General features: G+C 43.0%; 14 protein-coding genes and 1 pseudogene. 11 read left to right on the top strand and 4 right to left on the bottom strand.

Annotated elements, in window-relative coordinates; translation table 11 throughout:
- The first annotated feature begins 229 nt into the window (after positions 1-229).
- From NSQ29_RS15475 to NSQ29_RS15440, 8 genes are all read left to right on the top strand, one after another.
- A complete protein-coding gene (locus NSQ29_RS15475) occupies positions 230-964 on the top strand; it encodes a metallophosphoesterase family protein (RefSeq protein WP_339248534.1) in 735 nt (244 codons plus the stop codon).
- A 61-nt stretch (positions 965-1025) separates the two neighbouring features.
- Positions 1026-1610, top strand: a complete 585-nt coding sequence (locus NSQ29_RS15470) for a GNAT family N-acetyltransferase (protein WP_341125501.1) — start codon at positions 1026-1028, stop codon at positions 1608-1610.
- A 17-nt stretch (positions 1611-1627) separates the two neighbouring features.
- On the top strand, positions 1628-2374 hold the full coding sequence (locus NSQ29_RS15465; protein ID WP_341125500.1) for a Type 1 glutamine amidotransferase-like domain-containing protein: 747 nt from the start codon (positions 1628-1630) through the stop codon (positions 2372-2374).
- Positions 2371-2745 carry a hypothetical protein gene (locus NSQ29_RS15460; protein ID WP_076282983.1) on the top strand — a complete coding sequence of 125 codons (375 nt, stop codon included), beginning with the start codon at positions 2371-2373 and terminating at the stop codon, positions 2743-2745. The genes NSQ29_RS15465 and NSQ29_RS15460 overlap by 4 nt, the downstream gene beginning before the upstream one ends.
- Positions 2746-2775: 30 nt before the next feature.
- Positions 2776-3108 carry a low molecular weight protein tyrosine phosphatase family protein gene (locus NSQ29_RS15455; protein WP_179086694.1) on the top strand — a complete coding sequence of 111 codons (333 nt, stop codon included), beginning with the start codon at positions 2776-2778 and terminating at the stop codon, positions 3106-3108.
- A gap of 148 nt (positions 3109-3256) precedes the next feature.
- A complete protein-coding gene (locus NSQ29_RS15450) occupies positions 3257-4132 on the top strand; it encodes a VOC family protein (RefSeq protein ID WP_341125499.1) in 876 nt (291 codons plus the stop codon).
- A gap of 104 nt (positions 4133-4236) precedes the next feature.
- Complete coding sequence (locus tag NSQ29_RS15445; RefSeq protein WP_340968930.1) at positions 4237-5130, top strand: beta-1,6-N-acetylglucosaminyltransferase; 894 nt, start codon at positions 4237-4239, stop codon at positions 5128-5130.
- A 21-nt stretch (positions 5131-5151) separates the two neighbouring features.
- Complete coding sequence (locus NSQ29_RS15440) at positions 5152-5787, top strand: NAD(P)-dependent oxidoreductase (protein ID WP_340968931.1); 636 nt, start codon at positions 5152-5154, stop codon at positions 5785-5787.
- A gap of 74 nt (positions 5788-5861) precedes the next feature.
- On the opposite strand, the gene NSQ29_RS15435 is transcribed toward NSQ29_RS15440, so the two are convergent.
- Positions 5862-6617 carry an MBL fold metallo-hydrolase gene (locus NSQ29_RS15435; RefSeq protein ID WP_340968932.1) on the bottom strand — a complete coding sequence of 252 codons (756 nt, stop codon included), beginning with the start codon at positions 6615-6617 and terminating at the stop codon, positions 5862-5864.
- Positions 6618-6867: 250 nt separating this feature from the next.
- Here NSQ29_RS15435 and NSQ29_RS15430 point away from each other — a divergent pair, with 250 nt between their 5' ends.
- The 3 genes and pseudogenes from NSQ29_RS15430 to NSQ29_RS15420 all read left to right on the top strand — a co-directional run bounded on the left by NSQ29_RS15430 (position 6868) and on the right by NSQ29_RS15420 (position 10564).
- Positions 6868-8886, top strand: a complete 2019-nt coding sequence (locus tag NSQ29_RS15430) for a Na+/H+ antiporter (protein ID WP_340968933.1) — start codon at positions 6868-6870, stop codon at positions 8884-8886.
- A 77-nt stretch (positions 8887-8963) separates the two neighbouring features.
- Positions 8964-9331 (top strand): annotated as a pseudogene (locus tag NSQ29_RS15425) (DIP1984 family protein).
- Positions 9332-9661: 330 nt separating this feature from the next.
- Positions 9662-10564: a DegV family protein gene (locus NSQ29_RS15420; protein WP_341125498.1), complete on the top strand. Its 903-nt coding sequence runs from the start codon at positions 9662-9664 to the stop codon at positions 10562-10564.
- Positions 10565-10652: 88 nt separating this feature from the next.
- Here NSQ29_RS15420 and NSQ29_RS15415 read toward each other — a convergent pair whose 3' ends face one another.
- From NSQ29_RS15415 to NSQ29_RS15405, 3 genes are all read right to left on the bottom strand, one after another.
- Positions 10653-11078, bottom strand: a complete 426-nt coding sequence (locus NSQ29_RS15415; RefSeq protein WP_042126727.1) for a threonine/serine exporter family protein — start codon at positions 11076-11078, stop codon at positions 10653-10655.
- Positions 11079-11105: 27 nt separating this feature from the next.
- The gene (locus NSQ29_RS15410; RefSeq protein ID WP_042187254.1) at positions 11106-11870 is read right to left on the bottom strand and encodes a threonine/serine exporter family protein; all 765 of its coding nucleotides are present in this window, start codon (positions 11868-11870) and stop codon (positions 11106-11108) included.
- 127 nt (positions 11871-11997) lie between these two features.
- A complete protein-coding gene (locus NSQ29_RS15405) occupies positions 11998-13260 on the bottom strand; it encodes a DNA polymerase IV (RefSeq protein WP_341125497.1) in 1263 nt (420 codons plus the stop codon).
- Positions 13261-13333: the final 73 nt, after the last annotated feature.

The raw sequence follows: 13333 nt of genomic DNA, 5'->3' as shown, positions 1-13333 counted from the left end.
CATATCGCAACGTAGAATGAAGACCACAACATGTGCTAACGTGATTGTGGTCTTTTTTTATTGGAAATATATGAAGAGGCTCCGAATGGCTCGGGTCAGGAGAGTAGTGACTTAAAGAAGGGAAGTAGGGCGTAATCATAGAATCTGTATTTAGAAGGCATAAAACAGATAATACTTCATATAGGGAAACTCTAATATGCTGAAGTGGAAAATGAACGGAGGATTTACAGTGGAACAAATCGCATTAATCTCAGATATTCATGGAAATATCCCGGCTTTGACAGCCGTATTAGAGGATATTAAGCAGCGTGGAATTAGCAGGATATTTTGCCTAGGTGATATTGTTGGTAAAGGACCAAATTCAGATCTAGCCGTTGATATCATTAAGAACAATTGTGAAATCAGTGTTATGGGAAACTGGGATGATTTAATGAATCAGGATGTTGATTTTGAAATGGCCCGGTGGAGTCGGAATTTGTTAGGGAAAGACCGCCTCGCTTATTTAGGTACATTACCGTTCTCGATTGAGTTTATGATGAGTGGTAAGTTTATCCGATTATTTCATGCTTCACCGCGAAGCTACTATGAACGGATTCAGCCTTGGGACGATTATGAGAAGCGGCTGTCTATGTTTGGTTGTTCTGATCTCTGCCAGGAGCAGCGACAAGCGGATATCGTAGGTTATGGGGACATTCACAATGCTTTTATACAACATTTAGAAGGGAAGACTTTATTTAATGTTGGCAGTGTGGGGAATCCTCTAGATGTCACTCAGGCATCTTATGTGATTTTGGAGGGGGAGTATGGAGGCCTGACAACAGCATCTTTTAATATACAATTTGTAAGAGTTCCTTATGATATTGAGTTAGCCATTCAACAAGCCATAGATGCAGTTATGCCAGCTACAGAGCCCTATATTCGAGAGCTTAGAACTGCGCAGTATAGAGGGAATGCGCGGGGATAGAAGATGAGCTTTCGAGCGGTAACCTTGATTCACAATATCAAAAAGTAACGGAGGGAACGAATTGAAGCTTAGTCATGTATTTGAGCAATTCCCTACTTTAGAAACCGAACAACTAACACTGAAAAAAATTGAAGTTAGTAACCTTGAAGAGGTATTTGGAATTTATAGCAATGATCAAGTGTTTGAGTACTGCGGAATTATTCCGAAACATAATAAAGATACAGTAAAGAATATGATCGGACATTTCGAACGTGATTTTAATAAAGGGTTAAGAGTGAAGTGGGGAATTTTCCGTAAAAATAATCCGTACATACTGCTAGGTATCATCGAAGCTATGGATTTTAATCAAAAAGTGGATATGGTCACGATTGGTTATTTTTTGGCGGAGTCTTATTGGGGAAAAGGGATTGCAACTCAAGCCGTTGAAACGGTGAAAAAATATTTATTTGAGACGGCAGAGGTCAATCGAATCCAAGCTGAAGTCATGCCTTTTAATGAGCGGTCCAAGCGGGTCCTTTTGAAAAGTGGCTTTCTGAAAGAGGGGACGTTAAGACAAGCCCATGTATGGTCAGGTAAAGGGCTCATTGATTTGGAGATTTACAGCATTCTTGCTGAGGAATACGGAAAGGGAGAAAATAGATCCTAGTGAAAGTAGGGGAGATTATGGGGACTATCGTGGTAATCGGTGGGGGAGAGCTAATCGATCTAGAAACGCTTGAAATGGATCGTGAAGTTGTGAAGTTAACCCAGAAAGCTAATCCGAAAGCATTATTTATTCCAACAGCTAGTAGTGATGCACCAGGTTATTGTGATACGTTCAACAAAGTGTACGGCGAGATTCTAGGATGTGAAACAAGTCATTTATTGCTTGTGAGCCAAACCTATACCCATGAAGAAATCGCAGAGTTAATTATATCCGCTGATCTGATTTATGTTGGTGGTGGTAATACCCGAAAGATGCTGGAGATTTGGAAAAATACCGGCGTAGATGCTCTTCTAAAAGAAGCGTACAACTCGGGGACTATTTTGGCAGGGCTGAGTGCAGGTTCCATTTGCTGGTTTGAATATGGGCATAGTGACTCTGAAGCGTTCGACGACCAAGGGAACTGGCAGTATATTAAGCTTGAAGCGATGGGGATTCTGCCAGGTATTCATTGTCCGCATTATAATGAGGATATTCGGGTTGAGGATTTTTCGCGTATGGTAAAAGACGGAGGTTTGCTCGGAATCGCAGTGGATAATAACTGTGCCATCATCTGCAAGGATAATGAATATAAGGTGATATCAACCAGAGAAGAAGCTAAAGCCTACCGTGTGATGGACTCGGAGCGAGGTGTTGTAGTTACGCAAATCCAAGAACACCCAAGCTACAGACCACTTCATGAAGTGTACGGTGGAGGTGATCAATGAAGTCTAATCAGATCTCAATTATCGTGGCGAGTCTTATTCTAGGGATTTCATTTATTATTGGATGTTCAATAACTAATGGCGATAAAGAGTTGGAAGTTGATCAAGACCAGACTCCATCCATAGTAACGGCAGATAAGCTTTTGATGGATATTAAAGAGACGGCCTTATACTTAAATCTGACTGAAGATCAAGTGATGAATATTATTAAAACGGAGCATGAGAATTTAAGTAGATCGGGCATTTTTGAAGGGACTATGTTCCCTTATATCAGAGTTGGTAATGAATATCTTTTTAACAAAGACTTATTGACAACATGGGTTTCGGATGCCTCCTTAAATAGGAGGGTTTATCTAAACCGACAAACGAAATAAGGTATTAATCGGATAAGGAAGGTGCTCTCTATTAAACTACTGTTTGTCTGCAGCCAGAATCGCTGGCGGAGTTTAACTGCGGAGAAGATATTTCAAGGAATTGATGGTCATGAAGTGAGATCTGCTGGAACAGAGGATCATGCCAGAATCAAACTTTCTGAAGGGCATGTGGGCTGGGCGGATGTTATTTTTGTGATGGAGAAGAAGCATGTTCGAAGAATTCAAGATAAATTCAGAGACGGTGTAATCGGCAAAAGAATAATTTGTTTGAATATATCAGATGATTATAAGTATATGGATGAAGACTTAATTGGACTTCTTGAATCCAGTGTATCTGAATATTTACAGGAATGGCACTCCTAAGGATGAGGTGTTCTTATGAATCATGTTTGGCTGTGAATCAGTCAGCATGATTTTTTTGTTGGTAATTGACAAACATATAGAAGGTAACTATACTAAAGATAGTTAATTTGTAACTGATTAAGTTACAGGAATAGTGGGAGGAAATATAATGACAACTAAAACAACACTTCATCCGGATGTAGAGATTGGTCTGGTACAAATTAGAGTAAGTAATTTAGAGCGTTCGCTCACCTTTTATCAGGACGTGGTGGGGTTAAGTGTCTTGCGGCAATCTGGCCGTGAGGTGGAAATGACTGCTGACGGTCATAATGTGTTATTGATTCTGCGGGAGATTGAGAATGCAAAAGTTCTTCGTCCGAACTCAGTGGCTGGATTGTATCATTTTGCTATCCTTGTTCCGGATCGTCCTAGCTTGGGACTCGTTGTACGCAATTTGATCGCGTCGGGAATTGAAGTGGGTCAGGGAGATCATTTGGTGAGTGAAGCACTGTATATTCAGGACCCGGATAACAACGGAATCGAAATTTATAGAGATCGTCCTAGGGATACATGGAAGTATGATGCGGAAGGGCATGTAATGATGACAACGGACCCAGTGGATGTAGATGGTTTGTTGGCGGCTTCTGAAGGTTTACAATGGAACGGGCTGCCAGCCGGAACGGTGATCGGACATGTACACTTTCATGTGGGTAATTTAACTAAGGCGAAGGAGTTCTACGTTGGTTTGCTTGGTTTTGATCTAGTAGCTAATTATGGCAGTGCGGCAATGTTTATCTCAGCAGGTGGGTATCATCACCACATTGGATTGAATATATGGGCAGGGCAAGGCGCACCTGTGGCACCTGCTGATGCAGTAGGAATTGATTATTTCACCTTACTTCTTCCGAATGAAGAGGAGCGTACGTCTGTAGTGGAGCGTGTTAAGCAGGCGGGTTACACCGTTGTTGAAGAGAATGGAGCCCCTACATTCAAAGATCCATGGAACATTGGAATCAGACTTATAGTGAAAAGTCATACGAAATAACTAATCACCCAGCGAATTCACCTTTTTCTGGATAGAAAGAACTATCCATTTTTGTCCATTTATTTTATAATATTGGAAAAAGATGGGCGGAAGGGTGAAGGTTGTTGGAATCATTCAAAATGGCGTATGTGATCCTTTGTCACAAAAATCCTGAGCAGATCAATATGCTAATCGATAGTTTAACTAATGACTCCGTCGAGTTTTTCCTACATGTCGATCAGAAGAGTGGTATTGAAGGTGATATTACTCATCGTAACGATATTCATTTTGTGAAAGAGCCTATTGATGTAAGGTGGGGGCATTACAGTCAGATTGAATGTGTTTTGAAGTGTTTTGCGCTGATCAAAGAACATGGGAAATTCAATTATATCCACATCATAAGTGGTCAGGATCTGCCCTTAGCTTCCAACGAAGTTATTCTTGATTTCTTTAAGAAGAATCAGGGGGACGAATTTGTAAAGTATCAGCAATTACCGAATACTTCTGAAACGTGGGGATGTTATGAGAGGGTGTCGGTTTATTATCCTAGATTCCTGATCTCAAGAACCAGGCGTATGGCTGCCATTAGGATGAGGTATATTAAAGCAGTAATGAACGTTCCATTCTTGCAAAGAAGGTTGGGTGTTCTGCCAAAATCGCTGTATAAAGGCTCTAACTGGATGTCTATTACAGGTGAATGTATGGAATACATCATGGAGTTTACTTCTACTTCTCCAGAGTATGTTAGATTTTTTAAGAACACATTATGTGGAGATGAAATCTTCTTCCATACGATTATTTTGAATAGTGGGTTTAAGAACAATGTACGGAGTGAAATTAAGAGGTATACAGACTGGGAAACAGGACCGGATTATCCAAGAACACTAACGATAGAAGATTATGACCGGATCACTCGTACGGGTACAGAATGCTTTTGGGGGAGAAAGTTTGATCTCGATATCGACAGAACCATCGTTCAGGATCTCCTTGATATAAATACTAAAGTAAAAACATCGTAAACATATACAGGAGGAAATAATATGAAAATCGCAGTTGTAGGAGCAAGTGGAAAAGCCGGAAGCCGAATCACTCAGGAAGCGCTAGATAGAGGCCATGAAGTTACAGCCATTGTACGGGATGCATCGAAAGTTGCAAATCGTAAGGCAAAGGTCATCGAAAAGGATATATTTGCACTTACCGCTGAAGATTTGAAGGGTTTTGATGTTGTTGTGAATGCTTTTGGAGCACCATTTGGACAAGAGTATCTGCATGTGGATGCCGGAAATGTGCTTATTGAAGCATTAAAGGATGCCCCTAATACAAGATTGATTGTAGTTGGAGGTGCGGGAAGTTTATATGTAGATGAAGCTAAGACGCTTAAAGTGGTAGATACCCCTGATTTCCCTGACTTTATCAAGCCAACGGCTACGAATCAAGGGAAGAACCTGGAGATCCTGCAAGGTACAGACTCGCTGTCTTGGACCTTCGTTAGTCCATCCGCTAATTTTGCAATTGGGACAAGAACGGGTTCTTATGTGAAAGGCAAAGATCATCTGCTTGTGAATTCCAAAGGTGAGAGCTATGTCAGCTATGAAGATTATGCGATTGCTATTGTAGATGAAATTGAACAGCCGCAGCATATTCGTGAACGGTTTACAGTTGTTTCGGAATCATAAGTGAGTATAACGAGTAAGGACTATATATAAAAAGAAAGCAGAGCCAGATAAGGGCTCTGCTTTCTTGCATCAGTCTATTCTCTTGCTTCCGCAATTTCAGCAATCCGTTTGTTTGCGTTTCCGCGATAAATTCCGCCATGATAGCAAATGACCGTTTCAATCTCATACTCGGCGAACTTTGTCAGAGAGATTAAAGCTTGCTTCATGTCAGGCGTTGCCGAAGGAGTGGGGCCGTGCAGCTCATCGCCTTGAACGGTAAGAGCATCCGCGGCAATTAGCGTACGGCTATCATGATGGTATAGACTCAGATGTCCAGGGCTATGTCCTGGTGTATGGATAATCGTAATTCCACCGGCAAGAGGCAGTATATCCCCATCCACTATGGTTCGATCTACTCTTCCTTTAGGGGGATGAGATAACACGGATAGGAAAGCGCGGCGCCATTCCTCTGGTACATGAGGGGGGATCATGGCTTCTGCCGCAGCTAAAGCTTCAGGGGTGTGTTTAAGGAGCATTCGCTCTCCTTCAATATAAGGCTGCTCGATTTCATGAGCCAGAACTGTCAGTTCTAGACATTCTTCTGACAGTAAATCAGGTAAGCTCCCGATGTGATCTAGATCTTGATGTGTGATGATTACGGTGCGCAGTTGTTCCCAAGGCACGTGGGTTTCTTTTAGAGCTTCTTTGAATTTTGGGAGCAGGCCCGGAAATCCAGTGTCTACGAGTACAGCAGAATTTTGATCCCAGAGCAGCGTGGGGTAAATCGTGTCACTCCCGCCCATAACCTGTGTTGTAATCTCTAACATTTCTATTCCACTAGCAATATGCATAAGATCCCTCCATGATTGATGATAAGAGCGATGCCGTTAGGCTAATGCATATAATACTTAAAATAAAATGTAATTTCAATAGCGTAATTTATTATTATAACATAAATAAATATTTTTGTCAATATATATCTGATGTATTTTTTGTGTAATTTCTAGGGGACATTATTGTTGAGAACTTCTATTTCTATATTTTTCCCTTACCCGAAGCTTTACGATATAATAACCAAATAAAAAAGGGAGTTGATGTGGTTTGGAGACTTTTCTAGTTGTACTCGTCCTACTGGGCCTTATCGCAATTTCCAACATCATAAACCGATTTATTCCCTTTGTGCCAATACCGTTAATTCAAATTGGTCTGGGTGTAATGGTTGTGTTAATGCCTTTGGGAATACATATGACATTGGAACCAGAGCTGTTTTTCGTATTGTTTATTGCACCGCTTTTGTTCAATGATGGGAAACGGACGCCAAGAAATGAATTATGGAACTTACGGGGTCCGATATTAATGCTGGCGCTGGGATTGGTTTTTGCTACGGTGCTTATTGCTGGATATTCGATCAACTGGATGATTCCAACGATCCCGTTAGCAGCTGCATTTGCTCTGGCAGCGATCTTGTCACCTACAGATGCAGTCGCGGTCAGCGCAATCGCTGGAAGAGTGCATCTTCCTAAGAGTATTCACCGCATTCTAGAGGGCGAATCATTAATGAATGATGCTTCCGGGCTTGTTGCCTTTAACTTTGCCATTGCTGCAGCAGTTACGGGTATGTTTTCTTTACCGAAAGCCTCCATTAGCTTTGTAATTATAGCTGCAGGTGGGTTGATCGTTGGGGCATTATTGGCTTTTCTTCTGATTCGGCTAAGCGTAATTATTCGCAGACTGGGGATGGAGGATATCACAGTGCATGTGCTACTGCAAATCCTAACTCCTTTTATTATTTATTTGATCAGTGAAGAGATAGGGGTATCTGGCATTTTGGCAGTGGTTGCAGGGGGAATTATTCATGCGGTTGAGAAGGACCGTGCCGTATCTCCGCAGTATAAGCTACAACTGGTATCCGCTAGTACATGGTCTGTTCTGCTCTATATATTGAATGGCCTGGTCTTTCTTATTCTTGGCTTATCTATTCCAGATGTTATTGAAGTGATCTACCGTGATACGGCCGTGGATAATCTTATAGTTGTAGGTTATGTATTAGCCATTACTTTGCTGCTGTTTGTACTACGGTTTGTATGGGTGTATGTGTTCTCTTTAGTAGGATCTCGTCTGCGAAAAATGGAGAAGTCATCTGTTAAATCACTGTTAATCCTCACGATCTCAGGAGTGCGTGGAGCGGTTACCTTAGCCGGTGCGTTCTCGATTCCCTTTTTTCTTGGGGATGGGTCACCATTTCCTGAGCGTGATTTAATCATCTTTATCGCCGCAGGTGTTATTCTAATGTCGCTGCTGATCGCTAGTATCTTTTTGCCAATTCTAGCAGGTAAAGAAGAGCCAGTTGCCGAATCAGGTGAGACAGGAGCCGAGCAGGCGGCCAAGTCTAAAGTTATTGCTGCCGGTTTAACCATGCTGCAAAGTATGATGACAGAAGAAAGTAAGGAATCCGCACAACCGGCTTTGAGTGAATTTAGAGAAAAGGTTTATAGTCTTAACCGTGAGGACCAATCGAATGATCCAGCACTCGAGAACTTCCGCCGACTGGGTGTTGAAGCGAGGATTGTGGGTCTGCAAGCTGAACGTAAAGAACTGAACCGATTGCTAGAGAGCAATGAGATTCCCGCCTCAGTGGCTCAGAAGCTGGGAGAATTCTTGGATCATAGTGAGGTCTTTTTAGCCAGAAGTCTAAATTCACAAATCAGAATATCGATTACCGAGATTAGACGGCTGTTTGCGGGAATGTTCTCAGGACAGAATGAAGGGGAAGCTAGCCAACAAATGCTGCAACAGGCTGAGTGTGCTAGAGAAGCGAAAATTGCCATGGCCCATGCTGCTATAGCTGCTATTAATGTCTGTAAGAATGAGAACAACCGAAGTGCGGCCGAGAAGGTTGCATGCAGTTATGAACAGTTAATTTCTCGTTTGGAGCAAGGGAAAGGCTGGACAAAGGATGGGCTTGTTGATGATCAAAAGCTTGAAATGAAGCTGAAAGCCATTCAAGAGCAGCGGGATAAGGTGCAGCAAATGTATCAGGATGGAACCATTAACCGCAAGCTAGCCGGTAAATTACGCAAGTTCGTAGATCATTTAGAGACATCGATTTGGGAGGATTAGCTGTGCTGAACACCACGGCATCTTTTCACACGAGCCTTATTCGCTAGCTATCAGAAAATTATAGGGGGAGTCCAGATCTGAAACTTGCGGAAGCGTTAGTGAATCGAAGTGATCTAACCCGTAAAATCGTGCAGCTAAAGCAGCGGCTGGAGCGAGTCGTTAAAGTTCAAGAGGGTGAGGATCCGGCTGAACAACCTGAAGCTCTTTTGCAGGAGTTAGAAAGAGCTGTGAATGAGCAGACGATTTTGATCCGAGTGATCAATCGATCGCCGATGCGCTAGCGGAACGGGACAAAATGCTACAGCTACGCAAGCTGTTTAGCGATTTGCTTGAACAGACTTCCATTACTCAGGATCGTTACAGTCGCTCGGAGGTTCGTTTTCAAAGAACGGTAGATGTCGCTCAGATTCAGAAGCAGATGGATGAGTTGAAGTTGGAAAACTGACAGATGCCGGGAACGGGGATGTTTTTGCTGTGGTTTAGCTTTTTCATAACATGAAGTGGCTCTATTAGGATAGGTATATTCGTCATATATAATGTGAAAAAATGTCGAATAATGTTGAATTAAATGGATTGAAATTTGCATGAAAGACCTGTTTTGCCTATATTAACGCTTGTTATCCTGTATAATTTACGAATACGCGGATTACTTAACCGCTGTTCAATTCTTAAGTTGATTATTCAGGATGAGCGTGTGATTCACTGGTCTGGAATTCTTGGCCCTTGTCTCCTCATTCATTCTACTATTCCTTTTTATGAGAGAGAGAAGTGACAAATGACCATGAAATCAATTGCCTGGGTAACCGACAGTACAAGTATCATAGATCCGGAGTTCGCTAAGAATAATCATGTATATATTATTCCGTTACGGATTATTATCAACAACGAATGTTATAAAGAGAATATAGATATTACGATCGATGACTTCTATGAGAAAATGCGCCAGCATGAAAAGGTAGGCAGCTCACAGCCTCCAATCGGTGAGTTTATTGAGCTATACGAACGGTTGAAGGAAGAATACGATGAAATTATTGCTGTACATCTTTCTTCAGAGCTCAGTGGCACTTACAATGCTTCGATGCAAGGCGCCGAAATAGCGGAGGCCAATGTAATTGGAATTGATGCCAAGGTTGGCGCTTATCCAATCCGAGAAATGATCATGCGCGGTATACATTGGCAGAAGAAGGGTCTTTCTGGACTAGAAATTAAAGCGAAGATTGAAAATATTATTCAGAATATGTCCTTTTACTTAATTCCTGCAAGCTTGACACAGCTTCATCGCAGTGGACGTGTTTCTGGATCACAATTTGTACTTAGCCAATTGCTGCGTATAAACTTGCTGCTTCGTTTTGACGAAGGGAAGGTCGTTGTTGTGGAGAAAATCCGTACAATGAAGAAGACGCAACAGGCGCTTTTGGAGATATTTAAACAGGATGTAGGGCTTGTTAGTGATGTATGTATCATGCATTCAAATAATTTAGAGATGGCACTCAAGCTAGAAGAGGACATAAAAGCGATGGAGCCTGACTTACGAACTGAGATTATGACCTATATTCCTGCTGTGGCTGTTCATGCGGGTGAGGGGACTGTAGGGTTGTCCTGGATCAAGAACACTAGCATCAATAGTATTCATCCGGGTGCTGCGCCTTTAGCCTTCCCTGAAGCGTTATTTGCATAGAGATGAACAAAGAAATCGCTCCTTGGGAGATGGATGGGTGACCACCATTGTACCAACAGGCGATTTCTTTTTTTGAAGAAGGATGCTGTTATTTGATTGCGCGACGACGGAACATTTGTCCAATTACATCACTTAGCACGAGTCCAGCTGCAATGGCTCCAGAGAGCATTAATGCCCGAACTGCGATTTCTACAGCCAGAGTATAGTCCTCTTCCACAAATTTACGCATAGCATCATAAGCGAGACCACCCGGAACAAGCGGGATAATACCACCTACACTAAAAATAATAACCGGCATTTTGAAGGATCGCGCAAAAAATTGGCTGACGATGCCCACTATTACACTAGCTGCAAACGTAGCTACAACAGGCCCGAACTCTACATTAAGAAGCACATACACCATCCAGCCCACCATTCCGGCAAAACCACACTGTAGTAGTGAGCGCTTAGGCGCATTAAATAGAATACAGAAGGTTGCCGCGGCGATAAAACTGGTTATAAGTTGCAAAATCATGAAGGGCTAACCTCTTTCACATGGATATTAAAATAGTGATAGTACAAGCCCGATACCTGTACCGATCGCAAATGCAGTTAGAAAGGCATCGGCTCCCTTGGATATGCCTGAGACCAGATGACCGGCCATCAGATCACGAACGGCATTAGTAATGAGTAGTCCGGGTACTAGAGGCATAACGGAGCCGATAATGATTTTGTCCATCTCTTGACCAATCCCCAGCTTTACAGAACAGAAGGCTAGAAGTCCGATCAGGAAGGAAGCAGAAAACTCTGCGAAGAATTTAGTCTGCACTAAACGATGCAGATAAATGACCGCAGCGAAGCCCAGTCCGGAAATCGGCAAGGCGGGGAGAGCATCCCACAAACTGCCTTTAAACATAACGGTGAAGCAAGCACCAGTAAGGGCGGCTGCTAAGATCTGCAGCCATACGGGATAGACAGGTGAGGCTTCATCGACTTCTCCTAATTTTGCACGAGCTTCCTCAGCTGTAATCTGACGTTCGCTTAGACGCCGAGAAATGTCATTGACCTCCGATACCTTCTGCAGATCTGTTGTTCGCTCCGCAATTCTGTATAACTTAACAGGTTCTATTCTATTTGTGGTGAACATAATAACGGTTGGCGTCACATAGCTATGTGCTCCTGGGAACCCGAGGGATCCTGCCATTCGTGTCATCGTATCTTCAACTCTGGATGTTTCTGCACCATTCTGCAGCATGATCTTGCCAGCAAGAAGACAGAGATCAACGATTTCATAATACGTAGTGTTAGTGTTGCTCGTGCTATCCAACTTCTCCGGTCCTCCTCTGGAATGTGATTATCTATGTTTACATATTTCGATTGTCGCTTCATCTACGTGAAAATAACAACCCCAATATAGCATTATAAACGATATGGTGTGTATTTTAATATAGTTTTTATTTATAGTGTCCGCCGATCTTTCCAGATCTGTCCTTAAGCTGCCCGGCATCTGTAAAAGAAGCTGCTCGCCCAATGATCGTCTCCCCATATTTATTCTTGAGGGCATCGGTCGCACGTTCGAGTTCACGATAGCGAGGGCGAGACTCAAATAGGGTTAGCTGGTACTGGCTTTCGTCAGATAGATTGGACAGGCTTAAGTGGATTCTACGCACAGGCTGACCGTCCCAGTGGAGCTTGAAGAGAGAAAGAGCTGCCTCATATACCAGCAGGGTGGCATTTGTAGGATCGCTCATTGTAGTTTGTCTTGAGAAGCCTGTGGGGTCATCAAAGCTGGCACCTTGGCAGCCGATAGACACGACTGCACCATGTACTTTCAATTTGCGGCAACGTCTACATACAAGCTCAGATAGCTCAAGAATGATAGTCTTAATATCTTGCAGCTTATAGTAATCCCTTGGAAGCGTCATTTGGTGCCCGACACTCTTGGGTGCGACTTCATAGGTGCTTGGGCTCACGGGGCTGTCATCGATGCCATTGGCTATCCGCCAATATAGCTCGGCGTCGATATCACATTTTTTGTGAAATTTCTCCCGCATGCGCCATTTTAGCTCGCTTAGCGGCATCTGTGCCAAATGTCTAATTGTCGTAATACCCATGCTTTGGAAATGGGCGGACATGCGGCGACCTACCATGAACAGCTCGCTAATAGGGAGAGGCCAGAGCACGTTCGGAAGCTCCTCGTTAGCGAGGGTGAATATACCATCCGCGTTCTTCTTGGCCCACAGGTCGCAAGCCATTTTGGCGGTAACCTTGGAATATCCAATGCCGATGCGCGCACGCACACCTGTGTTTCTACGAATTAGATCCTGAATGGCGGTAGCGATCTCCCTTGGACTGCCAAATAAGCTGAGGCTACCGCTGACATCAATAAACTGTTCATCGATAGAATAGGGCTCTACCTGGTCGCTAAACTTACGTAGAATATCTGTGATTTGAGAGGAGACATCGATATATTGCTGCATATGTGGTCTGACTACGATGACTTCGGGGCATTTTGCCAGCGCTTCCTTCAACGTCTCAGCGGTAGTAATGCCATAGGATTTGGCTATAGGGCAGGCAGCCAGCACAATACCGCTCCGTCTAGCTGGGTCTCCAGCAACGATCAGCGGCTTATTGCTGTACTGCGGATTAGAGGCTTTTTCCACAGAGGCATAGAAGCTTTGGCAATCAGATAGCATAATGACACGCTCTTTATTCATAGGTTCACACGCTCCAGGTGAGGTAGAGATACCTTATATTTTTTCTCCTTATTATAATACGAACGTATGATCG

It is taken from the genome of Paenibacillus sp. FSL F4-0236 (genome assembly GCF_038000135.1).
Classification (GTDB): Bacteria; Bacillota; Bacilli; order Paenibacillales; family Paenibacillaceae; genus Paenibacillus_AQ.
Note: the sequence above shows the minus strand (reverse complement) of the source record. Positions and strands in the feature narration are given on the sequence as shown.